The organism is Pseudomonas sp. SDO52101_S400, assembly GCF_054071635.1.
This window is the reverse complement of the sequence record NZ_JBSVWF010000067.1, coordinates 1-22,027: the sequence shown is the minus strand read 5'-3', so window position 1 is coordinate 22,027 and position 22,027 is coordinate 1. Positions and strand designations below refer to the sequence as shown.

Genomic DNA, 22,027 nt, shown 5'->3' with positions numbered 1-22,027 from the left:
GATGGAAGGTTCAACCGCGTTTGGCGTACAGCTTCGGCTCACCCGGTGGACGGCTCTTGAAGCGACGGTGCGCCCACAAGTATTGCTCGGGGCACTCACGCAACACGCCTTCTACCCACTGGTTGATGCGGATGCAATCAGCCTCTTCGGTCTCGCCCGGGAAACCTTCCAGAGGCGGATGGATCACCAGCCGGTAACCGCTGCCGTCAGCGAGTCGCTCCTGGGTGAACGGCACCACCAGCGCCTTGCCCAGTCTGGCGAACTTGCTGGTGGCGGTGACGGTCGCGGCCTGAATGCCGAACAGCGGCACAAAGATGCTTTGCTTGGCGCCGTAGTCCTGATCCGGTGCATACCAGATCGCGCGCCCGGAACGCAGGAGCTTGAGCATGCCGCGCACGTCGTCACGCTCTACCGCCAGCGAATCGAGGTTGTGCCGCTCGCGGCCCTGACGCTGGATAAAGTCAAACAGCGGGTTCTTGTGCTCGCGGTACATGCCGTCGATGGTGTGCTGCTGACCGAGCAGCGCGGCGCCGATTTCCAACGTGGTGAAATGCACCGCCATCAGAATCACGCCCTTGCCTTCGCGCTGGGCCTTTTGCAGATGTTCCAGGCCTTCGACGTGGGCCAGTTTCGCCAGGCGCTGACGCGACCACCACCAGCTCATCGCCATTTCAAAGAACGCGATGCCGGTGGAGGCGAAGTTTTCCTTGAGCAGGCGTTTGCGCTCAGCGGCGGATTTTTCCGGGAAACACAGTTCCAGATTGCGCTTGGCGATGCGCCGCCGGTCGCCGGCGAAGCGATACATCAAGGCACCGAGAAAGCGACCGATGGCCAGCAATGCCGGATACGGCAGCTGCACGATCAGCCACAACAGCCCCAGGCCGCACCAGAGCGGCCAGAAGCGTGGAGCAAGAAATGCTTTTCGAAAACGCGGGCGATCCATTAAAGCTTCCGTAAATAAGTGGCCGCGCATTCTACATCGTTCGACCCGGCTTGCGGCTGGCGGGCGTTCTCGTTATAAGTCTCGGCACTTTTAGTGACAAGCCGTTGTATGCCGACATGAGCCAAACCGAACCGCTAGACCAAGATCCCGTGTTCCAGCTGAAGGGCAGCATGCTCGCCATTACGGTGCTGGAACTGTCCCGCAACGACCTGGACAGCCTCGATCGGCAATTGGCCGCCAAAGTCGCCCAGGCGCCGAACTTCTTCAGCAACGCGCCGCTGGTTCTGGCGCTGGACAAATTGCCACCCAGCGAAGGCGCCGTCGACCTGCCGGGCCTGATGCGCGTGTGCCGCCAGCACGGCCTGCGCACCCTGGCGATCCGCGCCAGCCGCATCGAAGACATCGCTGCCGCCATCGCCATCGACATCCCGGTGCTGCCGCCGTCCGGCGCCCGCGAGCGACCGCTGGAAACCGCCGAACCTGTCGCTCCGAAGAAACCGGAAAAGCCGCCGGAGCCGACCGTCAAACAGACCCGCGTCATCACTACGCCAGTACGTGGTGGCCAACAGATCTATGCCCAGGGTGGCGATCTGGTGGTGGTTTCCTCGGTCAGTCCGGGGGCGGAACTTCTCGCCGATGGCAACATCCATGTATACGGCCCGATGCGCGGTCGTGCGCTGGCCGGGGTCAAGGGCGACACCAAGGCGCGGATTTTCTGTCAGCAATTGAGCGCTGAACTGATCTCCATCGCAGGCCATTACAAGGTTTCCGAAGACCTGCGTCGCGATCCGATGTGGGGTTCGGGTGTACAGGTCAGCCTATCGGGCGACGTGTTGAACATCATTCGGCTTTAACGGATACTGCCGCATTTTCCAAGCATCTCTAAAACGTAGCGAAAACGGCTCAAACGAAGTAGGAAAAAGGCCAAAAGCCAAATTCCAGCCAAGGCTGTCCGACTGCAGTAGTTTTCAAGAGATGTTTTTCAGGGGCTGAACAGTCCTTCTTCCTTAGGGGTGAAACACCTTGGCCAAGATTCTCGTGGTTACATCCGGCAAGGGTGGTGTGGGTAAGACCACCACCAGCGCCGCTATCGGTACCGGCCTCGCTCTGCGCGGCCACAAAACAGTGATCGTCGACTTCGACGTGGGCTTGCGTAACCTTGACCTGATCATGGGTTGCGAGCGCCGCGTGGTGTATGACTTCGTCAACGTGGTCAACGGCGAAGCCAACCTGCAACAGGCCCTGATCAAAGACAAGCGCCTGGAAAACCTTTATGTGCTGGCCGCCAGCCAGACCCGCGACAAAGACGCGCTGACCGTCGAAGGCGTGGAAAAAGTCCTGATGGAGCTCAAGGAACAATTCGAGTTCGTGGTCTGCGACTCCCCGGCGGGCATCGAGAAAGGTGCTCACCTGGCCATGTACTTCGCTGACGAAGCGATCGTCGTGACCAACCCGGAAGTCTCCTCGGTACGTGACTCGGACCGCATGCTCGGCCTGCTGGCCAGCAAATCCCGTCGCGCCGAACGTGGCGAAGACCCGATCAAGGAACACCTGCTGATCACCCGCTACCACCCGGAGCGCGTTGAAAAGGGCGAAATGCTCGGCGTCGAAGACGTCAAGGAAATCCTCTCGGTAACCCTGCTGGGCGTGATCCCGGAATCCCAGGCGGTGCTCAAGGCTTCCAACCAGGGCGTCCCGGTGATCCTCGACGACCAGAGCGATGCCGGCCAGGCCTACAGCGACACCGTCGACCGCCTGCTGGGCAAAGACAAAGCACACCGGTTCCTCGATGTCGAGAAGAAGGGATTCTTCGAGCGCCTGTTTGGAGGTAGGTAATGAACCTTTTTGACTTCTTTCGTGCCAACAAAAAGCCAAGCACTGCCTCGGTAGCGAAAGAGCGTCTACAGATCATCGTGGCGCATGAGCGCGGCCAGCGCAGCACGCCGGATTACCTGCCAGCCTTGCAGAAGGAACTGGTGGACGTGATCCGCAAGTACGTCAACATCGGCAACGACGACGTACATGTTGCACTGGAAAGCCAGGGCAGTTGCTCGATTCTGGAACTCAATATCACCCTGCCAGATCGCTGAGTCGATCCGGCAGGAACGACGGCGGCTCAGGGCCCTTCCGACACCGGAAGTGCCCTGAGCCGCCGTTGGCATTTGTTACGAGGCTGTTTTAATGCCGTTGTCCAACGTCCAAATCATCCATCAGGACGCTGCCGTGCTGGTGGTGAACAAACCGACCCTGTTGCTCTCCGTGCCCGGCCGGGCCGACGACAACAAGGATTGCCTGATCACTCGCCTGCAGGAAAACGGCTACCCGGAAGCGCGCATCGTCCATCGCCTGGACTGGGAAACCTCCGGCATCATTCTGCTGGCCCGCGACGCCGACACTCACCGCGAACTGTCACGCCAGTTTCACGATCGTGAAACAGAGAAAGCCTACACTGCGCTCTGTTGGGGACAGCCGGAACTGGACAGCGGCAGCATCGACCTGCCTCTGCGCTACGACCCGCCGACCAAGCCGCGCCACGTGGTAGACCACGAATTCGGCAAACACGCCCTGACCTTCTGGCGTGTGCTGGAACGATGTGGCGACTGGTGCCGCGTCGAACTGACGCCGATTACCGGCCGCTCGCACCAGTTGCGCGTGCACATGCTGTCCATCGGTCACCCGCTGCTGGGTGACGGGCTCTATGCTCATGAGCAAGCCTTGGCCGCCTGGCCGCGTTTGTGCCTGCACGCGAGCATGCTCAGCTTCACCCATCCACAGTCCGGCGAGCGCTTGCGCTTCGAATGCCCGGCTCCGTTTTAAGCACTGCCTGACCGGCAGCCGCCTGTTTTAAAGGATTTTGTTCCGGATGAGTTGTTCTGATTCCCTGGCAACACCCGTCAAGAAGACCCGTCATCAACTGCTTTACCTGATTTACGGCAATCAGGATGTTTATCGGCGCGAAGCCAAGTTCAGCATCCTGACCGCCCTGTCCCAGGCCAAGACCGGCAAGCGCCCGGCGATCAGGATCCTCACTGACCGACCGCAGGACTATGAAGGCTGGCCGGTCGACACCGTGCTGCTCGACGAGCCGACCCTGACCCGCTGGCAAGGCGACAACGGCTATCACCACCGACGCAAGGCCTGCGCCATCGCCGCCGGCCTGCAACTGGCCGAAAAGACCTTGTTCGTCGATACCGACACCCTGTTCACCAGCGACCCCAATCGCCTGTTCCCGCACATTACCCCGGAGCAATCGGTGATGGACCGTTTCGAATACGACTGGAAAGACGTCTTCGAGCGCGAGGACTACCTGAAGCTCGGTCGTGACCTCAGCGCCCACGGCGTAACCCCGGACAACGGCTTCAAGCTCTACAACAGCGGGCTGTGCGGCGTAACCGACAGTGACGGGAAATTGTTCGAAGAGTCGATCCGCCTGATCGACGAATGGACCGCCGACGGTTTCGAAATCCATACCATCGAGCAGATCGCCCTGTCGTTCGCCATGCGCAAACGGCCGGTGGTCGAAGCGCGCAAGTACATCTATCACTACTTCGCGGAAAAGCGCTTTTTCCACGCGATGCAGGCGTTCTTCTTCGCCCAGCACGGCGAGAAGTTCAGCCAGCGCCTGGTGGATTTGTGCAAGGACGTGCCGCGGGTCAAACCCTTCCCGTCCGCCTGGCAGCGCCTGAAAATCAAATGGAAGCTGCGCAATCAGAGCGGCACCATGCGCAAGGTCGGCCGCGATCTCTTGTACGGCAGCGCCGCGCCGGATCATCCGTACTACAGCGCCTGTCGCCATGAGTGGTGGGAATGTGCCTCGCGAGAGATTCTTCGTTGGGACGAGAGTCGTCAGAAAAAGCTACTGAACCAGAGCCGCTGGCCGCAGCAGCTGCCTCGCCCGGAAAAGCCCGAAGACGAAAAACTCATCATGAACTACCTGAAAAAACGCGTGGCCGCCGCTCGTTGACGCGAGCGGCACATGTCATGTCCCAAGCATCAGGCCGATGCGTTAAACTCCCGCCCATTGCTGTCTGGAGCTTCTTATGCGCGAAGAGTTGAACCAAGGCCTGATCGACTTCCTCAAGGCCTCCCCTACCCCGTTCCACGCCACCGCCAGCCTTGTTCAACGCCTGGAGGCCGCCGGTTATGTGCGCCTCGACGAGCGCGAGACCTGGCACACCGAAGCCAATGGCCGTTACTACGTCACTCGTAACGACTCCTCGATCGTCGCGATCAAGATGGGCCGCAACTCGCCACTGCACGACGGTATCCGTCTGGTCGGCGCCCACACCGACAGCCCGTGCCTGCGGGTCAAGCCGCAACCTGAATTGCAGCGCCAGGGTTTCTGGCAACTGGGCGTCGAAGTCTACGGCGGCGCGCTGCTGGCACCGTGGTTCGACCGTGATCTGTCGCTGGCCGGCCGCGTGACCTTCCGCCGCGACGGCAAGGTCGAGAGTCAGTTGATCGACTTCAAAGCCCCGATCGCGATCATTCCCAACCTGGCGATCCACCTCAACCGCGAAGCCAATCAGGGCTGGGCCATCAACGCCCAGACCGAACTGCCGCCGATTCTCGCGCAGTTCGCCGGTGACGAACGTGTGGATTTCCGCGCGGTGCTCACCGATCAACTGGCCCGCGAACACGGCCTCAACGCCGACGTGGTGCTCGATTACGAGCTGAGTTTCTACGACACCCAGAGCGCAGCCGTCATCGGTCTGCACGGTGATTTCATCGCCGGTGCGCGACTGGACAACCTGCTGTCGTGCTACGCGGGCCTGCAAGCCCTGCTGACCGCCGACACCGAAGAAACCTGCGTGCTGGTGTGCAACGACCACGAAGAAGTCGGCTCCTGCTCGGCCTGCGGCGCCGACGGCCCGATGCTGGAACAGACCCTGCGCCGCCTGTTGCCCGAAGGTGACGAGTTCGTACGCACCATTCAGAAATCCCTGCTGGTCTCGGCCGACAACGCCCACGGCGTACACCCGAACTACGTCGAGAAGCACGACGCCAACCACGGCCCGAAACTCAACGCCGGCCCGGTCATCAAGGTCAACAGCAACCAGCGCTACGCCACCAACAGCGAAACCGCCGGGTTCTTCCGTCATCTGTGCATGGCCGAAGAAGTACCGGTGCAAAGCTTCGTCGTACGCAGCGACATGGGTTGCGGCTCGACCATCGGCCCGATCACCGCCAGCCACCTCGGCGTGCGCACGGTCGACATCGGACTGCCGACGTTCGCCATGCACTCGATCCGCGAACTGTGTGGCAGCCATGACCTGGCGCACCTGGTCAAAGTGCTGAGCGCGTTCTACGCCAGCCGCGAATTGCCGTAACCGATCCTGTGGCGAGGGCGCTTGCTCCCTCGCCACGGCGACAGTGATACACATCACCACCGGTCGGCAAAATTCCACCTAGACTTAAATCATTCCCTACGACAAGGCTGTCGCCATGATCTCGATGTCTTCGTTCCACGCCATGCTCATTCCGATTCTGTGCGGAATGATTCTGCTGGCAATCGGCTTCAACTTCCGCGACAAGAACGCCGGGGTGTTCGCCATGTGGATCGGCATGCTGTTGATCCTGGCCACTGTGGTCTACAAGATCCTCGCCAAACTCAACGAATAAATCCGCGCCCGGCTCGCATTGATTTAGGCGGGCTCGTACACTCGCCCGATCCGCCCCTTGCGAGGTTGACCGCCTAGTGTTCGCTCGTCTTATTGCCCTGCCCTGCCTGCTCCTCATCTGTCTGATGACGCTACTGCCGTTGGCGCCTGCCCACGCGGTGACCCTGCCCGGGCTGCTCAGCGGCTCGAACAAGGCGCAACCCGAAGCTCAGGAGCCGCTCGGCCAGTCACTCGACGAAGTCATCAAGTCGCTGGAAAACGACAAGCAACGCGCCCAGTTGCTGACCGACCTGAAAAAACTGCGCGACACCACGAAAAAAGCCCAGGCCACCCCGGAAGAAGGCGTACTGGGCCTGATTGGCGGCACCCTCGCCAATTTCGAAAAGCAATTTACCGGCAACGACAGCCCGCTCAATCGCTGGTCCGCCGAATTCGATCTGGCCAAGGGCGAACTGTCGGACTTGATGCTGCCGGCCAGCGAATGGCTGCCGATCATCTTCGCTTTCGCCGTGATCCTGATGGTCTGGAGCCTGCTGGCCGCCGCCCTGATCTGGCTCGGCCACCGGGTCCGCATGCGCTTCGGCCTGACCGAAGAACTGCCGCAACATCCACGAGCCCTCGACATGCTGCGCTTCGCCCTGCGCAAGCTCGGACCATGGATGATCGCCCTGGTCATCACGGTGTACATGAGCTACGCGTTGCCATCGTCCCTGGGCAAAAGCCTGGCGATGCTCCTGGCTTACGCGCTGGTGGTCGGTACCTGTTTCTCGGCAATCTGCGTCATCGCCTTTTCCGTACTCGATGGCCCGCACCGCCATCGTGCACTGTATATCCTGCGTCACCAGGCCTTCCGCCCGTTGTGGCTGATCGGCAGCTTCGCCGCGTTCGGTGAGGGTCTGAACGACCCGCGCCTGGTGGCCGCTCTGGGCGTGCATCTGGCACACACCGCCGCCACCGTCGCCAATGTGCTGGCGGCCCTCTCCACCGGCTTGTTCATCCTGCGCTTCCGCCGCCCGATCGCCCACCTGATCCGCAACCAGCCGCTGTCCCGCCGCCTGACCCGCCGCGCCCTCAGCGACACCATCGAAATCCTCGGCACCTTCTGGTACGTGCCGGCGCTGGTGCTGGTGGGGATTTCCCTGTTCGCCACTTTCGTCTCCGCCGGCGACACCAGCACCGCCCTGCGCCAGTCGCTGATCTGCACCGTGCTGCTGGTGTTGTGCATGGTGATCAACGGCCTCGTACGCCGCCACGCCCTCAAACCGCAACGCGGCCCGAAACGCCACGCGCTGTATTCCGAACGCCTGAAAAGCTTCTTCTACACCCTCGCCCATTTGCTGGTGTGGCTGGCGTTCATCGAACTTGGCCTGCGGGTCTGGGGCATGTCGCTGATCGGCTTCACCGAAGGCGAAGGCCACGACGTCAGCATCAAACTGTTCAGCCTGATAGGCACGCTGATCTTCGCCTGGCTGATCTGGATCCTCAGCGACACCGCCGTCCACCACGCCCTCACCCGCTCCCGCAAAGGCCTGGCCAACGCCCGCGCGCAGACGATGATGCCGCTGATTCGCAACGTGCTGTTCGTGGCGATCTTCATCATCGCCCTGATCGTCGCCCTGGCAAACATGGGCATGAACGTCACGCCCCTGCTGGCCGGTGCCGGCGTGATCGGCCTGGCGATCGGCTTCGGCGCCCAGTCACTGGTGGCCGACCTGATCACCGGCCTGTTCATCATCATCGAAGACTCGCTGGCCATCGACGACTACGTCGACGTCGGCGGCCACCTGGGCACCGTCGAAGGCCTGACCATCCGTACCGTGCGACTGCGGGACATCGACGGCATCGTCCACACCATCCCGTTCAGCGAAATCAAAAGCATCAAGAACTACTCCCGGGAATTCGGCTACGCGATCTTCCGCGTGGCGGTGCCGTTCAACATGAACATCGACGAAGCAATCAAACTGATGCGCGAAGTCGGCCAGAAAATGCGTACCGACCCGCTGCAGCGCCGCAACATCTGGTCGCCACTGGAGATTCAGGGGTGGAAAGTTTTGAATCGGGTAATGCGATATTGCGCGCACGGTTCAAGACCGCACCGATCAAACAGTGGGAAGTTTCACGGGCGTTCAATTTGTCGCTGAAACGGCATCTGGATGAGGCAGGACTGGATCTGGCGACGCCGAGGATGAATGTGCAGGTGATTACAGCGGGTGGTGGTGGCCAAACCCAGGAATAGACGCTGACTGTCAGGCCACCATCGCTGGCAAACCGGATCGCCAGATGCGGCGCAGCCGCCCCACTCACCACGATGAGCGTTAGCTCGAGAAAAGCTTTTGACGTGCCGGCCCCATCGGAAGGCTGAGTGGAGGGATTCATCCGGGGGTAGGCGCGCAGCGCCGTTTGGCGAAGCCAAACACATCGAGAGGAGGTGCAGCGAAGCAAACCGTAGGCGATGCCCCCGGATGAATCCCGTAACGAAGGAACACCGAGCCTCAGCGAGGTGCCGAACGCAGGGGCCAAGCGTTTTGCTTACTTTTGGGCGTCTGCAAAAGTGAGCCGCTGTAAGAGCGGAACCGCCAGCCGCAACACCCGAAGCAACGGATATTCACCCAAAACAACCCAAAACCTGGTCGGCCCAAAGGCCGCCAAGGTCAAGGTCAAACAACATCAACCCCAACGTGAATCGCATCATGCCGCCAAAACTCCAGATCACAATCAATCAACCGCCCAGCCTGATCATAATTGACCCGGGCAATCCGCAACCCCGGACTCCCCACCGAAACCCGTAAAGCCGCCGCCGCATCCACCGACAACGACGTAGGCACAATCTCGAACCGCACCCGCCCATAGTGCAAATCGTAATGCCGCGCATACAGCTCGGTAATCGACTGATTCAAATCAAACTCCAGAATCCCCGGAAAAAACTGCGGATTCAGATAATGCTCCACATACAACACCAGCCGCCCATCGATCCGCCGCGACCGGCAAATCTGAATCACGCTCGACAACGCCGGCAACTGCAACCAAGCGCAGACCGCCGCTGACGCCGGTTGCAACCGCGCCGAAATCACCTCGGTCGACGGCACCCGCCCCTGCGCACTGACCATCGCGTGAAAGTGACTGCGCTGCATCAGGTTATAGGCCAGACGCGGTGGCGACACGAACCAGCCCCGACGCTCCTCGCGATAAATCTGCCCTTGCGCCTCCAGCTGCAACAAGGCTTCACGCACAGTAATGCGCGTAGTACCGAACAACTCGCTGAGCTTGCGCTCGGCCGGCAACTTGCTCCCCGCCACGAGCAAACCATGGTCGAGTTGCTCCTGAAGGATCTGGCCAATGGCTGTCACCGCTTTTGTTGCCTCATCGCGCATCAACGTTACCTATCTGGACTAGACCAGCACTGTTTCGGGGCAAAACCGCACGACTATTGCGCCGTTCGGTCGTGTTGCAAGCCTAGGCAGTGCAGATGACCGAGAGATGACAAAACTACCGAACGGTCTCCCTGACAACTTGCAATACATCGGCCAAGTCCCTTGTCCACCGGGACTTTGAGGGTGGTCTACGCTTACCGGGCAGCCGTCGATACCAGAGAAATAAAACGCGGGTCGGGTATCCGCCGACATCAAAGTGTCATCCAGCCCCCCTACATTGGCTCAGGTATTGCTGACCTAGACCAACACAAACCGCAATCGCAGCGTTGAACACGACCAAGGAGCTTCGGAATGAAACAGCTTTTCCTGGCAACACTGTTAGGCTCGACCATTGCCATGTGCACCGCCGCCATGGCGGCTGATGATCTGAAAACCCTCGAAGCCGCTGCGAAAGCGGAAGGCGCCGTCAACAGCGTCGGCATGCCCGATGACTGGGCCAACTGGAAAGGTACCTGGGAAGACCTGGCCAAGACCTACGGCCTGAAACACATCGACACCGACATGAGTTCGGCCCAGGAAATCGCCAAGTTCGCCGCCGAGAAGGACAACGCCACCGCCGACATCGGCGACGTCGGCGCCGCTTTCGGTCCGATCGCGGTCAAGCAAGGCGTAGTGCAACCGTACAAGCCGACCACCTGGGATCAAGTGCCTGCATGGGCCAAGGACAAGGACGGCAACTGGGCACTGGCCTACACCGGCACCATCGCCTTCATCGTCAACAAGAAGCTGCTGCACGGCTCCGAAGTGCCGACCAAATGGGCTGACCTCAAGGGCGGCAAATACAAGGTTTCCATCGGTGACGTGAGCACCGCGGCCCAGGCTGCAAACGGCGTACTCGCCGCTGCGCTGGCCAACGGTGGCGACGAGAAAAACATCCAGCCTGCCCTGCTGCTGTTCGCAGACATCGCCAAGCAGGGCCGCCTGTCGATGGCCAACCCGACCATCGCCACCATGGAGAAAGGCGAGATCGAAGTCGGCGTGGTCTGGGACTTCAACGGCCTGAGCTACAAGGCCAAGATGGCCAATCCGGATGACTACGTGGTGCTGATCCCGTCCGACGGTTCGGTGATTTCCGGCTACACCACCATCATCAACAAATACGCGAAGAACCCGAACGCCGCCAAGCTGACCCGCGAATACATTTTCAGCGACGCCGGCCAGACCAACCTCGCCCGCGGCAACGCCCGCCCGATCCGCGCCGAGCACTTGACCCTGCCGGAAGACGTGAAAGCCAAACTGCTGCCGAACGAGCAGTACAAGAAGGTCACGCCGATCAAGGACGCCGATGCGTGGGAAAAAACCTCCAAGGCTCTGCCGCAGAAGTGGAACGAAGAAGTCATCGTAGAGATGAAATAAAGCGGCTGATCACCCTTTTGTGATCTGTTGAAGATCCAAATGTGGGAGCGGGCTTGCTCGCGAAGGCGTCCTGTCAGTCGACATCAATGTGGAATGATCCACCGCTTTCGCGAGAAAACCCGCTCCCACAAGGGATTGAGTTGATTTCGAGATATCTGAACTTCGCGGAGTTTTTGCCCCTATGAAGCACAACGTCATCCTTGTCGTGCTCGACGGCCTCAATTACGAGGTCGCGCGTCACGCCATGGGGCATCTGCAGGCTTATGTCGGCGCAGGACGCGCCGCGCTCTACCAGTTGGAGTGCGAGCTGCCGGCCCTGTCCCGACCGCTTTACGAATGCATCCTCACGGGCGTGCCACCCATCGACAGCGGCATCGTCCACAACAACGTCTCGCGCCTGTCCAACCAGCGCAGCATCTATCACTACGCCCGAGATGCCGGCCTGAAAACCGCAGCAGCGGCGTACCACTGGGTCAGCGAGCTCTATAACCGCTCGCCCTTCGTGGCGGCACGGGATCGGCATACCGATGACCCGACGCTACCGATCCAGCACGGCCACTTCTACTGGAACGATCACTATCCGGATTCACACCTGTTCGCCGACGCCGAAAACCTGCGCCTGCGCCACGCACCGGACTTTCTGCTGATCCATCCGATGAACATCGACGACGCCGGGCACAAGCACGGCCTCGACACCCCGCAGTACCGCAACAGTGCCCGCAGCGCCGACATCATCCTCGCCGACTACCTGCAAGGCTGGCTCGATGCTGGCTATCAGGTGCTGGTGACTGCCGACCATGGCATGAACAACGACCGCTCGCACAACGGCCTGCTGCCGGAAGAACGCCAGGTGCCGCTGTTCGTGCTCGGCGACGCCTTCAGCCTGAAAGCCGACGCCGCTCCAAAGCAGACCGATATCTGCGGCACCGTCTGCGAGCTGCTCGGTGTACCTCACGACAAACCTGTGTGCCGGGAGTTGCTCAAGTGAACTCAATGACTCGCGGCAAATGGCTGGCCGCTCTGTGCCTGGTGCCTTTTGCGCTGTTCTTTATCGTGTTCGAAATTGCACCGCTGGTCTGGGTGATGATCAACAGCCTGCAATCGGAAGAGTTCGGCTGGGGTTTCGCCAACTTCAGCAAGATCTTCAATTCGAAGTTCTATCTGCAGGCGATCCAGTACAGCCTCGAAATCAGCTTCTGGTCGAGCGTGTTCGGGATCATCATCGCGGTGCTGGGTGCGTATTCCCTGCGTCGGGTCGATTCGAAACTGCGCAACTTCGTCAACGCCTTCGCCAACATGACCAGCAACTTCGCCGGCGTGCCTCTGGCGTTTGCGTTCATCATCCTGCTCGGTTTCAACGGCAGCATCACGATCATGCTGAAACAGGCCGGGATCATTCAGGACTTCAACCTGTATTCAAAAACCGGGCTGATCATCCTCTACACCTACTTCCAGATTCCCCTCGGCGTCCTGCTGCTGTACCCGGCGTTCGACGCCCTGCGCGAAGACTGGCGTGAATCCGCTGCACTGCTTGGCGCCGACGGCTGGCAGTTCTGGCGCCACATCGGCCTGCCGGTGCTGACCCCAGCCCTGCTCGGCACCTTCGTGATCTTGCTGGCCAACGCCCTTGGCGCCTACGCCACGGTGTACGCACTGACCACCGGCAACTTCAACGTGCTGCCGATCCGCATTGCCGCGATGGTCTCCGGCGACATTTCACTCGATCCGAACCTGGCCAGCGCACTGGCCGTGGTACTGGTGGCGCTGATGACCCTGGTGACCGTCGTGCATCAACTGCTGTTGAAGAGGAGCTACCATGTCTCGCGCTGAATCCGGCCCGGCCGGCGTCTACCACCGCGTCGTGGTGTACCTGCTGTTCGCCATCCTGCTGCTGCCGCTGGTGGGCACGCTGGTCTACTCGATCGCCAGCAGTTGGTCGGCCACCATCCTGCCCAGCGGTTTCACCTTCAAGTGGTACATCCAGCTTTGGAGCGATCCGCGCTTTCTGCACGCCTTCGGCCAGTCGCTGCTGGTGTGCGTCGGCGCGCTGATCCTGTCGGTGGTGCTGATCCTGCCGCTGCTGTTCGTGGTGCATTACCACTTCCCGAAACTCGATGCGCTGATGAACATCCTGATCCTGCTGCCCTTCGCGGTGCCGCCGGTGGTGTCGTCGGTGGGGCTGTTGCAGCTCTACGGCTCCGGGCCGTTCGCGATGGTCGGCACACCGTGGATCCTGATCGGTTGCTACTTCACCGTGGCGCTGCCATTCATGTACCGGGCGATCACCAACAACCTGCAAGCGATCAACCTGCGCGACCTGATGGACGCCGCCCAACTGCTCGGCGCCAGCACCTTTCAGGCAGCCTTCCTGGTGGTGCTGCCGAACCTGCGCAAGGGCCTCATGGTGGCGTTGCTGCTGTCGTTCTCGTTCCTGTTCGGCGAGTTCGTATTTGCCAACATCCTGGTCGGCACCCGCTACGAAACCCTGCAGGTCTACCTCAACAACATGCGCAACAGCAGCGGCCACTTCACCAGTGCGCTGGTGATCTCCTATTTCTTTTTCGTGCTGGTCCTGACCTGGGTCGCCAACATCTTGAACAAGGACAAAAGCGAATGAGCTATGTCAGCGTCCAACACCTGCAAAAAAACTACGCCGGCACCACGGTGTTCAGCGACATCAACTGCGAAATCCAGAAGGGTGAATTCGTCACCCTGCTCGGTCCGTCCGGCTGCGGCAAATCCACCCTGCTGCGCTGCATCGCCGGCCTGACGCCAGTGGATGGCGGCAAGATCCTGCTCGACGGCGTCGACATCGTGCCGCTCACCCCGCAGAAACGCGGAATCGGCATGGTGTTCCAGAGCTACGCGCTGTTTCCCAACATGACCGTGGAGCAGAACGTCGCCTTCGGCCTGCGCATGCAAAAGGTCAATGCCGACGACAGCCACAAACGGGTTGCCGAAGTGTTGAAACTGGTGGAGCTGAATGACTTCGCCAGCCGCTACCCGCATCAGCTGTCCGGCGGTCAGTGTCAGCGTGTCGCCCTCGCCCGCTCGCTGGTTACCCGTCCGCGTCTGTTGCTGCTGGATGAACCGCTGTCGGCCCTCGATGCGCGGATTCGCAAACACCTGCGTGAACAGATCCGTCAGATCCAGCGTGAACTCGGCCTGACCACGATTTTCGTCACACACGATCAGGAAGAAGCCCTGACCATGTCTGACCGGATTTTCCTGATGAATCAGGGAAAGATCGTACAAAGCGGCGACGCCGAAACCCTCTACACCGCACCGGTCGACGTATTCGCCGCCGGCTTCATCGGCAACTACAACCTGCTGGATGCCGAGAGTGCCTCGAAGCTGTTGCAGCGGCCGATCAACCATCGCATCGCCATTCGCCCGGAGACCATCGAACTGAGCCTGAATGGCGAACTCGATGCGCAGATTCGCAGCCACAGCCTGCTGGGCAACGTGATCCGCTATCGCATCGAAGCCCGGGGCGTGGAATTGGTGGTCGATGTCCTCAACCGTTCAGCGGCGGACCTGCACCCCGACGGTCAGCGCCTGGCGCTTTCCATCGATCCGACGGCCCTGTGTGAGGTAGCCTGATGACTTTGCTGACGTTGAAGAGAGAACTGCACTGATGGCCCTGGCAATTTTTGATCTGGACGAAACCCTGATCCACGGCGACTGCGCCACCCTCTGGAGCGAGCAGATGGGGCGCTTGGGCTGGGTCGATCCCGAGTCGTTCATGCGCAAGAACAATGAGCTGATGGACGCCTACAGCCATGGCAAGTTGCGCATGGAAGACTTCATGGAGTTCAGCCTCGAACCCTTGATCGGCCGTACCCCGGAAGAGGTCGATCACTTGGTCGGACCGTGGGTGGAAGATTTCATCGAGCCAATCATCTTCAGCGACGCGACTAAAACCATCGCCGCCCACCGCAAGGCCGGCGACAGGATTCTGGTGATCTCGGCTTCGGGTACGCACCTGGTCAAACCGATTGCCGAACGGTTGGGCATTGACGAGGTTCTGGGTATCGAACTGGAAGTGGCACATGGCGTGTACAGCGGCCATACCGTGGGCACCCTGACCTACCGCGAAGGCAAGATCACCCGCTTGCTGGAATGGCTGGACGCCGAAGAGGAAAACCTTGAAGGCGCGAGTTTCTATTCCGACTCACGCAATGACCTGCCGCTGCTGCTGAAGGTGGATTACCCGCACGTGGTCAATCCGGATCCGGTGTTGCGCGAGCAGGCCGAGAAATCCGGCTGGCCGATCCACCTCTGGAAGTAAGCGATTGTCTTGTGGGAGCACACCTGCTCCCACAAGCATCGATGATCAGCTCAGGCTTTCGTCGATCACCAGTACCAGTTTCCCGGCCACGGTGTTGCTCGCCAGCTCGGCGAACGCCGCCTCGGCATCCTTGATCGCAAAGGTCTTGGCCAGTTGCGGCTTCAGGCGTCCCTCGGAAAACAGCGGCCACACGTGTTGGCTTAGATCGCTGAACAGATCCGCCTTGAACTGATCGTCACGGCTGCGCAGGGTCGAACCCAGCAGTTGCACGCGCTTGGCCAGTACCTGGGCCAGATCCAGTTTCGCTTCGCGGCCGCCCATCAGACCGATCAGCACCCAGCGTCCGTCCTGAGCCATCAGTTTGAGGTTCAGCGCCGAATAATGGCCGCCGACCGGATCCAGAATCACATCGAACGGCCCAAAGTCCCGCAGACTCTCCAGATCATCGGTGCGCACCACGCCACCTTGCGCCCCCAGTGCCTCACAGTAAGCCAAGCGCTCTGCCGAACCGACGCTGACCCAGCAAGGATTGCCAAACGCCTTGCACAGTTGAATGGCGGCCGAACCGATGCCGCTGGCCCCGGCATGCAGGAGAACTTTCTGACCCGGTTTGAGCGCAGCGAGTTGAAACACATTCAGCCAGACGGTCGCGTACACCTCAGGCAACGCAGCTGCTTCGATCAGCGACACGCCCTCCGGAACAGGAAGCACGTGCCGTCCGTCGACGACCACTTCTTCGGCCATCCCACCCCCGGCCAGCAAGGCGCAGACACGATCACCGACCTGCCAGGACGAGCCTGCGCCGACCTCGCTGATTACCCCGGAGCACTCAAGACCGAGCACCTGGCTGGCACCCGGCGGCGGTGGATAAAGCCCGGCCTTCTGTAATAAATCCGCGCGATTGAGGCCGGCTGCCGCCACCCGGATGCGAACTTGTCCTACATCACATGTAGGACTCGGCTCATCAACCCATGCCACTTGACCTTCAACGCCTTGCAATGCCTTCACAGTGCCTCCATAGTGAGTCTGGACTGAGCCCGAAGCTGAAGCGCCGGGCTTTTTGCATTATGCGACCGGCCCTGGGGTCTGAACGAACGCTGAACAGCAGTTATCGTACAGAGCGTAGAGGTACCGGCGACTTCAAAGACGGCCTAATATGCGTTATCAATTGTCCCCGCGTCGAATCAGCATGAAGCATCTGCTCCCCAGCACCGCCCTCGCTCTTTTCATCGGTATCGGCCTCTTGCCGATGTCGGGCACCACATTCGCAGCCAACAGCTGGGACAAGTTGCAGCCTGATCGCGATGAAGTGATCGCCAGTCTGAACGTCGTCGAGTTGCTCAAACGCCACCACTACAGCAAGCCGCCGCTTGACGATGCGCGCTCGGCGATCATCTACGACAGCTACATCAAACTGCTGGATCCATCGCGCAGCTACTTCATGGCCAGCGACATCGCCGAATTCGACAAGTGGAAGTTCCAGTTCGACGACTTCCTCAAGAGCGGCGACCTCAACGCCGGCTTCACCATCTACAAGCGCTATCTGGATCGCGTGAAAGCGCGTCTGGACTTCGCCATTGCCGAGCTGAACAAAGGCGTCGACAAGATGGACTTCTCCACGAAGGAAACCTTGCTGATCGATCGCAAGGACGCTCCGTGGCTCAAATCCACCGCCGAACTTGACGACCTGTGGCGCAAACGCGTCAAGGACGAAGTGCTGCGGCAGAAGATCGCCGGCAAGGATACGAAGCAGATCCAGGAAACCCTGACCAAGCGCTACAAGAACCAGTTGACGCGCCTGGACCAGACCCGCGCCGAAGACATCTTCCAGGCATACATCAATACCTTCGCCATGTCTTACGATCCGCACACCAACTATCTGTCACCGGATAACGCGGAAAACTTCGACATCAACATGAGCCTGTCCCTCGAGGGCATCGGCGCCGTGCTGCAGAGCGACAACGACCAGGTGAAAGTCGTGCGTCTGGTGCCGGCAGGCCCTGCCGACAAGACCAAGCAGGTTGCTCCGGCAGACAAGATCATCGGCGTTGCCCAAGGCAACAAAGAGATGGTCGACGTGGTTGGCTGGCGCCTGGACGAAGTGGTCAAGCTGATTCGCGGCCCGAAAGGCACCGTGGTTCGTCTGGAAGTCATCCCGGCCAGCAATGCGCCGAACGACCAGACCAGCAAGATCGTGCCGATCACCCGTGAAGCGGTGAAGCTCGAAGACCAGGCCGTGAAAAAGTCCATCCTGAGCCTGAAACAGGACGGCAAGGACTACAAGCTCGGCGTGATCGAGATTCCGGCCTTCTACCTCGACTTCAAAGCGTTCCGCGCCGGTGATCCGGACTACAAGAGCACCACTCGCGACGTCAAGAAACTGCTGACCGAACTGCAGAAAGAGAAAGTCGACGGCGTGGTGATCGACCTGCGCAACAACGGCGGCGGCTCCCTGCAGGAAGCCACCGAGCTGACCAGCCTGTTTATCGACAAGGGCCCTACCGTGCTGGTGCGTAATGCTGATGGCCGGGTCGATGTACTTGAAGACGAAAACCCGGGTGCGTTCTACAAAGGCCCGATGGCACTGCTGGTCAACCGCCTGTCCGCGTCGGCTTCGGAGATTTTCGCCGGCGCCATGCAGGACTACCACCGTGCACTGATCATCGGTGGCCAGACCTTCGGCAAAGGCACCGTGCAGACCATCCAGCCGCTGAACCATGGCGAGCTGAAACTGACCCTGGCCAAGTTCTACCGGGTTTCCGGCCAGAGCACCCAGCATCAGGGCGTGCTGCCGGACATCGACTACCCGTCGATCATCGACACCAAGGAAATCGGCGAGAGCGCCCTGCCTGAAGCCATGCCATGGGACACCATCAAACCGGCCATCAAGCCTGCGGTTGACCCGTTCAAGCCTTACATCGCGCAACTCAAGTCGGAGCATGATGTAAGGTCGGCAAAAGACGCGGAGTTCGTGTTCATCCGCGACAAGCTGGCCCTGGCGCAGAAACTGATGGAAGAGAAAACCGTCAGCCTCAATGAAGCCGATCGTCGTGCCCAGCACGCCGACATCGACGCCAAGCAACTGGCGATGGAAAACATCCGTCGCAAGGCCAAAGGCGAAGAACCGCTCAAAGAGCTGAAGAAAGAAGACGAAGACGCCCTCGCGGCAGCCGAGCCGGACAAGGTCAAACCGGAAGACGACGCCTACCTGAGCGAAACCGGGCGCGTACTGCTGGATTACCTGAAGCTGAGCAATCAGGTGGCCAAGAAGTAAGGTGATGGCAATTTAATGGTGACGATCCCCGGATCGTCATCAAACAGTCATCATTCTGTCGTGCAATAAAGGACTGGGAGCGGTTCTCTTCATCGAGAACGCTCCCAGTCCTTTTTTTATCGCCAGAGAATGCCATGACCACGACCGAACAGCTGAGTGCCTTGAGCTCGATCCTGACTCAAAGCGGTTTGCACAGCCTGTTCCAGCCGATCATTTGCCTCTCGGAGCGGCGCATCCTCGGCTACGAAGCCCTGACTCGCGGCCCCTCCAACAGCCCACTGCACTCCCCTATCGCCCTCTTCGCTGTAGCGCGCCAGGCCGGACGCTTGAACGAACTGGAAATAGCCTGTCGCCAAAGCGCCTGCCGCCGGTTCAACGAACAGCAATTGCCGGGCAAGCTGTTTCTCAACGTCTCTCCCGAATCCCTGCTCGAAGCCGCGCACCAGCCAGGGCGTACGCTGCAACTGCTTCAGGATTTCGGCATTCCACCGAGCCAGGTGGTGATCGAACTCACCGAACAGACGCCGATCGACGATTTCCAGCTGCTGCAAACCGCGCTGCATCACTACCGGGCCATGGGATTTTCGATTGCACTCGATGATCTTGGCGCGGGTTATTCGAGCCTGCGGTTGTGGTCGGAGCTGCGGCCGGATTACGTGAAGATCGACCGGCACTTTATCGATGGTATTCATCAGGACGCGCTGAAACGCGAGTTCGTCGGATCGATCCTGCAAATTGCCAAGGCTTCCCGGGCGCAGGTGATTGCCGAAGGCATCGAACTACCGGAAGAACTGGCGGTGCTGACCGAAATGGGTGTCGATCTGGTGCAGGGTTACTTGCTAGGACGCCCCCAGGAACACCCACCGCGCGATGCCCGGGCCTTGATGCCCAAACACGACAGCAGCGCCGTGGCGCTGAATGACGAAGGCAGCGACCTCAGCGCCCTGCTCAATGAGCAACCTGCCGTGGGGCGCGACACACCGACTGCCACTGTGCTTGAAGCCTTCCGTCGCCAGGCCAACCTGAACTCGCTGGCGGTGCTCGACGAACAAGGCCAGCCCTGCGGCATCGTCCATCGTCATTCATTGTCCGATGCCCTGCTCAAACCGTTCGCCACCGACCTGTTCGCCCGCAAACCGATCAGCCGCCTGATGAACGACGACTTCCTCGCCGTGGAAATGAGCCAGTCGCTGCAACAGGTCAGCCGCCTGATCACCAGCCGCGCCCGGCAGCGCATCGAAGAAGATTTCATCATCACCCTCAATGGCAGTTATCTGGGCCTGGGTCGGGTGATCGACGTGCTCAAGCTGATCACTGAACTGAAAATCCAGCAGGCTCGCTATGCCAATCCGCTGACCTTGCTGCCGGGGAATGTGCCGATTCAGCAATGCCTGACGCGATTGCTGCAACAGGGGCGCGAGTCGGTTATTTGCTATGTCGACATCGACAGCTTCAAGCCCTTTAACGATATCTACGGTTATGGGCGGGGGGATGAGGTGTTGTTGTGTCTGGCGCAATGCCTCAACGAAAGGGTTGACCCGTCCCGCGATTTCGTTGGCCACATCGGTGGTGACGATTTCCTGTTGGTGCTCGGCCCGGAGGATTGGCGCAAACGACTCAATCAATTGCTTGATGATTTCCAGAGCCAATGTCGTCGCTTCTACCGCCCTGAACATCTTGAAGCTGGGTGTTTTGTTGCGCCGAATCGCCAGGGTATTCGGCAGGAGTTTCCGTTGCTGTCACTGTCCATCGGCGTGGTGCATTTGCATCCTGAAGCTTGTGCGCAACTGGACGCTAGCCAGTTGGCAGAGATGGCTTCGCAGGCGAAGCATCATGCGAAGAATGTGCCGGGGTATAGTGTGCATTTGATTGATAGCCTTACGGCTCCTGAACTTCATTCACCGCAGGTTATTGGCCATAGGTGAGTCCCAGAACACATCCCCGTGGGAGCAGGGCTTCACACGGAGGATACGTTGACGCAACTAACTGCTGACCTTGACACTAATTCAGCAAACAGAACAAACAATATCCATTGCTTCTTTATCTTCATTAAGAAACAGTCTTACTCACCATGTGGATCTATCCTCACCCGCTGCGAGCTCAAGGTCCTCCCTCCAGACCTCTTTTGCCAAGTGGCAGACCTCTTTAAAAAAACAACGCGGACTTTCTAACGAATACCATTCCTCCCTAGGCCAACTGGACGTTTCGCACTCATCAATATCAAACAGACTACTAAAATCATAGTTTAAATCATCTAATGCTATTTCTAAGGCCTCAACCAAAACCAGCTTATGCCTATATGAAAGATATGGCAGGTTCAGACAATACTTCCTGATGAGAATCTCTCTATCCTCAGGAGTATTCGGATTATATACAGCGAGTTCCAGGCCTCGAGTCTCCTCTCGATCATAAACATCAAAAACGCCAATAAACCAGGTAAATCTTGGTTCGAAGCGCTTATTCAAACAGGGATCTTTCAGCATCATTTTTTCTCCGACGGGAAGCCTGTAAATGGCTCCTGCGTGTTTATCTCATCAAACTTAACTTCAAACCAGTTCATATTCTCATTCAGTACTGGATTTTGCGGATCCGTCCTATTTGGTTTATACCCCCGCCCTGCTCCTGGCAACTCAAACCTAACTATCGGATTATCATTCTGATCCCTTCCCGTATGCCTGATTAAGCCATTTTCATCCCTAGTCATCGCCTTATTTAATGCACCCAAATGCATTCGCCAGTTATGAAACTGTGAACTTGGATTTCCTCTGGGCGGTGTTGGGGTGACACCAGTGTGAGGATCAGTACCATCGATGGCTCGCTGCTTAACCGCACTATCAGGAATTTCAGAGCTATGTTTTTTGATGGTGTGCATACCATAACGGTCTTCATATTCAGTTACCCGTCGCTTGGCGTTTTCCTCAGCTACCTCATCAATCCTCGCCCGCCGCTCCTGTGCTGTCATCTTTGGCAGAGCGGGCGCACCCTCATCGACGACCACGCGACCGGCTTCGTATTGCATCGGACGGCGCGGAGTCGGTGGCGGGCAAGTACAACTCAACCCCAACGGATCCACCCACCCCGTCGGATTCGGCACGTACCGGTACTGGTTCA

19 protein-coding genes and 2 pseudogenes are annotated in these 22,027 nt (G+C 59.5%); 16 read left to right on the top strand and 5 right to left on the bottom strand.

Annotated features, from left to right (window positions below; genetic code table 11):
* Positions 1-10: 10 nt before the first annotated feature.
* Positions 11-943: a lipid A biosynthesis lauroyl acyltransferase gene (locus ACW9HX_RS25325; protein ID WP_457382688.1), complete on the bottom strand. Its 933-nt coding sequence runs from the start codon at positions 941-943 to the stop codon at positions 11-13.
* A gap of 116 nt (positions 944-1,059) precedes the next feature.
* On the opposite strand from ACW9HX_RS25325, the gene minC reads away from it, so the two are divergent.
* From minC to ACW9HX_RS25285, 8 genes and pseudogenes are all read left to right on the top strand, one after another.
* Entirely contained in the window at positions 1,060-1,797 is a 738-nt protein-coding gene (gene minC / locus ACW9HX_RS25320; protein ID WP_457382687.1) for a septum site-determining protein MinC, read from the top strand.
* Between the two features lie 169 nt (positions 1,798-1,966).
* The gene (gene minD / locus ACW9HX_RS25315; RefSeq protein WP_096822931.1) at positions 1,967-2,779 is read left to right on the top strand and encodes a septum site-determining protein MinD; all 813 of its coding nucleotides are present in this window, start codon (positions 1,967-1,969) and stop codon (positions 2,777-2,779) included.
* Positions 2,779-3,033, top strand: a complete 255-nt coding sequence (minE, locus tag ACW9HX_RS25310; protein ID WP_003223146.1) for a cell division topological specificity factor MinE — start codon at positions 2,779-2,781, stop codon at positions 3,031-3,033. The genes minD and minE overlap by 1 nt, the downstream gene beginning before the upstream one ends.
* Positions 3,034-3,124: 91 nt before the next feature.
* Complete coding sequence (locus ACW9HX_RS25305) at positions 3,125-3,760, top strand: RluA family pseudouridine synthase (RefSeq protein ID WP_457382686.1); 636 nt, start codon at positions 3,125-3,127, stop codon at positions 3,758-3,760.
* 46 nt (positions 3,761-3,806) lie between these two features.
* A complete protein-coding gene (locus ACW9HX_RS25300) occupies positions 3,807-4,907 on the top strand; it encodes a hypothetical protein (RefSeq protein ID WP_457382685.1) in 1,101 nt (366 codons plus the stop codon).
* Between the two features lie 76 nt (positions 4,908-4,983).
* Positions 4,984-6,273 carry a M18 family aminopeptidase gene (locus tag ACW9HX_RS25295; protein ID WP_457382684.1) on the top strand — a complete coding sequence of 430 codons (1,290 nt, stop codon included), beginning with the start codon at positions 4,984-4,986 and terminating at the stop codon, positions 6,271-6,273.
* A gap of 115 nt (positions 6,274-6,388) precedes the next feature.
* A complete protein-coding gene (locus ACW9HX_RS25290) occupies positions 6,389-6,565 on the top strand; it encodes a hypothetical protein (RefSeq protein ID WP_457382683.1) in 177 nt (58 codons plus the stop codon).
* Positions 6,566-6,641: 76 nt separating this feature from the next.
* Positions 6,642-8,800: pseudogene (locus ACW9HX_RS25285) on the top strand (mechanosensitive ion channel domain-containing protein).
* A gap of 421 nt (positions 8,801-9,221) precedes the next feature.
* Here ACW9HX_RS25285 and ACW9HX_RS25280 read toward each other — a convergent pair.
* Positions 9,222-9,935, bottom strand: a complete 714-nt coding sequence (locus ACW9HX_RS25280) for a UTRA domain-containing protein (RefSeq protein ID WP_432219031.1) — start codon at positions 9,933-9,935, stop codon at positions 9,222-9,224.
* Positions 9,936-10,286: 351 nt separating this feature from the next.
* Here ACW9HX_RS25280 and ACW9HX_RS25275 point away from each other — a divergent pair, with 351 nt between their 5' ends.
* From ACW9HX_RS25275 to ACW9HX_RS25250, 6 genes are all read left to right on the top strand, one after another.
* Entirely contained in the window at positions 10,287-11,351 is a 1,065-nt protein-coding gene (locus ACW9HX_RS25275; protein WP_085710620.1) for an ABC transporter substrate-binding protein, read from the top strand.
* A gap of 181 nt (positions 11,352-11,532) precedes the next feature.
* Positions 11,533-12,339 (top strand): alkaline phosphatase family protein, encoded by an 807-nt coding sequence (locus tag ACW9HX_RS25270; RefSeq protein ID WP_457382682.1) that lies wholly within the window; start codon positions 11,533-11,535, stop codon positions 12,337-12,339.
* Between the two features lie 5 nt (positions 12,340-12,344).
* The gene (locus ACW9HX_RS25265; protein ID WP_167748736.1) at positions 12,345-13,181 is read left to right on the top strand and encodes an ABC transporter permease; all 837 of its coding nucleotides are present in this window, start codon (positions 12,345-12,347) and stop codon (positions 13,179-13,181) included.
* Positions 13,168-13,968, top strand: coding sequence for an ABC transporter permease (locus tag ACW9HX_RS25260; protein ID WP_096822924.1), 801 nt, complete (start codon positions 13,168-13,170; stop codon positions 13,966-13,968). The genes ACW9HX_RS25265 and ACW9HX_RS25260 overlap by 14 nt, the downstream gene beginning before the upstream one ends.
* Entirely contained in the window at positions 13,965-14,954 is a 990-nt protein-coding gene (locus ACW9HX_RS25255; protein ID WP_457382681.1) for an ABC transporter ATP-binding protein, read from the top strand. The genes ACW9HX_RS25260 and ACW9HX_RS25255 overlap by 4 nt, the downstream gene beginning before the upstream one ends.
* Positions 14,955-14,988: 34 nt before the next feature.
* Positions 14,989-15,642, top strand: coding sequence for an HAD family hydrolase (locus tag ACW9HX_RS25250; protein ID WP_457382680.1), 654 nt, complete (start codon positions 14,989-14,991; stop codon positions 15,640-15,642).
* Positions 15,643-15,687: 45 nt separating this feature from the next.
* Here ACW9HX_RS25250 and ACW9HX_RS25245 read toward each other — a convergent pair whose 3' ends face one another.
* On the bottom strand, positions 15,688-16,650 hold the full coding sequence (locus ACW9HX_RS25245; RefSeq protein WP_457382679.1) for a zinc-binding dehydrogenase: 963 nt from the start codon (positions 16,648-16,650) through the stop codon (positions 15,688-15,690).
* Positions 16,651-16,831: 181 nt separating this feature from the next.
* Between ACW9HX_RS25245 and ACW9HX_RS25240 the strand changes: the two genes are divergently transcribed.
* Together ACW9HX_RS25240 and ACW9HX_RS25235 are read left to right on the top strand one after the other, a co-directional pair.
* Entirely contained in the window at positions 16,832-18,916 is a 2,085-nt protein-coding gene (locus tag ACW9HX_RS25240; protein WP_457382678.1) for a carboxy terminal-processing peptidase, read from the top strand.
* A 134-nt stretch (positions 18,917-19,050) separates the two neighbouring features.
* Positions 19,051-20,841: a bifunctional diguanylate cyclase/phosphodiesterase gene (locus ACW9HX_RS25235; protein ID WP_457382677.1), complete on the top strand. Its 1,791-nt coding sequence runs from the start codon at positions 19,051-19,053 to the stop codon at positions 20,839-20,841.
* Positions 20,842-20,982: 141 nt separating this feature from the next.
* Here ACW9HX_RS25235 and ACW9HX_RS25230 read toward each other — a convergent pair whose 3' ends face one another.
* Together ACW9HX_RS25230 and ACW9HX_RS25225 are read right to left on the bottom strand one after the other, a co-directional pair.
* Entirely contained in the window at positions 20,983-21,402 is a 420-nt protein-coding gene (locus ACW9HX_RS25230) for a hypothetical protein (RefSeq protein ID WP_457382676.1), read from the bottom strand.
* A pseudogene (locus ACW9HX_RS25225) lies at positions 21,399-22,027 on the bottom strand (type IV secretion protein Rhs); the annotation flags it as partial. The pseudogene ACW9HX_RS25225 and the gene ACW9HX_RS25230, both read right to left, overlap by 4 nt.

Coding starts and splice junctions, on each gene's coding strand:
- ACW9HX_RS25325 (WP_457382688.1), bottom strand. CDS start 943: ATGGATCGCCCGCGTTTTCGAAAAGCATTTCTTGCTCCACGCTTCTGG.
- minC (WP_457382687.1), top strand. CDS start 1,060: ATGAGCCAAACCGAACCGCTAGACCAAGATCCCGTGTTCCAGCTGAAG.
- minE (WP_003223146.1), top strand. CDS start 2,779: ATGAACCTTTTTGACTTCTTTCGTGCCAACAAAAAGCCAAGCACTGCC.
- ACW9HX_RS25305 (WP_457382686.1), top strand. CDS start 3,125: ATGCCGTTGTCCAACGTCCAAATCATCCATCAGGACGCTGCCGTGCTG.
- ACW9HX_RS25300 (WP_457382685.1), top strand. CDS start 3,807: ATGAGTTGTTCTGATTCCCTGGCAACACCCGTCAAGAAGACCCGTCAT.
- ACW9HX_RS25295 (WP_457382684.1), top strand. CDS start 4,984: ATGCGCGAAGAGTTGAACCAAGGCCTGATCGACTTCCTCAAGGCCTCC.
- ACW9HX_RS25290 (WP_457382683.1), top strand. CDS start 6,389: ATGATCTCGATGTCTTCGTTCCACGCCATGCTCATTCCGATTCTGTGC.
- ACW9HX_RS25280 (WP_432219031.1), bottom strand. CDS start 9,935: ATGCGCGATGAGGCAACAAAAGCGGTGACAGCCATTGGCCAGATCCTT.
- ACW9HX_RS25275 (WP_085710620.1), top strand. CDS start 10,287: ATGAAACAGCTTTTCCTGGCAACACTGTTAGGCTCGACCATTGCCATG.
- ACW9HX_RS25270 (WP_457382682.1), top strand. CDS start 11,533: ATGAAGCACAACGTCATCCTTGTCGTGCTCGACGGCCTCAATTACGAG.
- ACW9HX_RS25265 (WP_167748736.1), top strand. CDS start 12,345: ATGACTCGCGGCAAATGGCTGGCCGCTCTGTGCCTGGTGCCTTTTGCG.
- ACW9HX_RS25260 (WP_096822924.1), top strand. CDS start 13,168: ATGTCTCGCGCTGAATCCGGCCCGGCCGGCGTCTACCACCGCGTCGTG.
- ACW9HX_RS25255 (WP_457382681.1), top strand. CDS start 13,965: ATGAGCTATGTCAGCGTCCAACACCTGCAAAAAAACTACGCCGGCACC.
- ACW9HX_RS25250 (WP_457382680.1), top strand. CDS start 14,989: ATGGCCCTGGCAATTTTTGATCTGGACGAAACCCTGATCCACGGCGAC.
- ACW9HX_RS25240 (WP_457382678.1), top strand. CDS start 16,832: ATGAAGCATCTGCTCCCCAGCACCGCCCTCGCTCTTTTCATCGGTATC.
- ACW9HX_RS25235 (WP_457382677.1), top strand. CDS start 19,051: ATGACCACGACCGAACAGCTGAGTGCCTTGAGCTCGATCCTGACTCAA.
- ACW9HX_RS25230 (WP_457382676.1), bottom strand. CDS start 21,402: ATGATGCTGAAAGATCCCTGTTTGAATAAGCGCTTCGAACCAAGATTT.